At 58.7% G+C, this 1,435-nt stretch carries 1 protein-coding gene; it reads right to left on the bottom strand.

What is annotated here, in order from left to right:
* Positions 1-1,178 (bottom strand): IS110 family transposase (locus ABJK56_RS03270; protein WP_347243235.1); only part of this gene is annotated, 1,178 nt, incomplete at its 3' end.
* Positions 1,179-1,435: the final 257 nt, after the last annotated feature.

The raw sequence follows: 1,435 nt of genomic DNA, 5'->3' as shown, positions 1-1,435 counted from the left end.
AGATGGTCGACCAGCCGGACCAGTTTTCGAGCCGTCAACGCAAGGGCACGTTTATGAGCATGGATCTTGACTTCGGAGCGCTTGCGCTGGTAGTAAAGCTGGAATTCGGCGTCGTGCACCGCGACGCTGGCAGCGGCTTCTACCAGGTAGTAGCGCAAGTAGCGGTTCCCAGACTGAGCCAGACGGGTATGCTCCGATTCATAGGTCCCGGACTGGTGGCGGGACCAGACCAGACCGGCATACTTGGCCAGGGCGTTATGATTGGGGAAACGCCAGATGTCGCCGATTTCGGCGATGATCCCGGCAGCAAAGACCGGTCCAATCCCCTTAACCGATTGGAGGGTGTTGGGGATGGTGGCCAAAAGTTCCCCGATGGGCTTGTCCAAGGCTTTAATCTGGGTTTCCAGGGTCCGGATAAGACGGAAGTTGGTGGCCAGTTCCAGGTTAACAGGATCGGCCATGGCCTTGGGCAGGCGATAGGAGCTCCGAGCTGCCTTCTGGACGGCGGCCGCCACCTTCTCCGGATTTTGAAAACGCCCGTGGCTCAAGCGGATCAAGCGGGTAGTCAGCTCTTCCAGGGGGGTACTGACCAAAGCTTCTGGGCCTTCCTCGCCGAGGATGATATCCAGGGCGGCTGTACCGAAGGGTTGGTCAAAGGGTTTATCCTGGATGAAGCTACTAAACTTGAGGAACAAGGCGTTCAAAAACCGCTGCTTGGCCCGGACAAGGTCAGAAACCAAATGGAAGCGGTGTCGGGTAAGGCGGCGTAAGGCCTCGTAGCGATCCTCAAGGGCCGTAGAGGCCGGGAGTCGGCCGAAGCGGAGGCGATCGGCGATGATCCAGGCATCGACTTTGTCGGTCTTGGGGAGCTCTGGGTAGGCCTTCTTGAATCCCTGGATTACCTTAGGATTGAAGGTCTGGACCAGGGGTTTAAGGGGCGCTAGGTTCTGAGCCTGGCGCAGGTAGTGGGTAAGGTGCCAGCTGTAAATGCCGGTGGCCTCGATACCAACCACGAGGCGGTCCAGTCGGTGGGAGTTGGCCAGTTCAACCAGATGGCGGCACAGGTGTTCAGCCCCGGGCCAGTTATTTACGACCTGAAAGCTGGCTACCTCCTGGCCGTCCTGGTGCATGGCCAGCACCTGATGGGTGTGCTTACTGGCGTCGATACCGACAAACATGGTAGTCAATGGGTCTCACCTCCTCTCCAAGGGAGTCGAGGACCAAGGAAGGGATCGGGTCACCCTCGGTAGGCAGACGTGAAGGCAGCCTTGCGGATAATAAGCATTGACCCGGGGTGGGGGTGCACCGCTGGATCTGCTGAGTCCAGCGCCCATCTTGGATCCGGGTGTGCAACCAGCGTGTTGGCAAATAACGTCTGGCCGAGGAAAGCGGTCTCAGCAAAGCAGTGACTCCGGATAAAAGACCGTCATCGTCC

The sequence above is a fragment of the Thermogutta sp. genome (assembly GCF_039793925.1).
Taxonomy (GTDB): domain Bacteria; phylum Planctomycetota; class Planctomycetia; order Pirellulales; family Thermoguttaceae; genus Thermogutta.
This window is presented reverse-complemented; position numbering and strand designations above follow the sequence as displayed.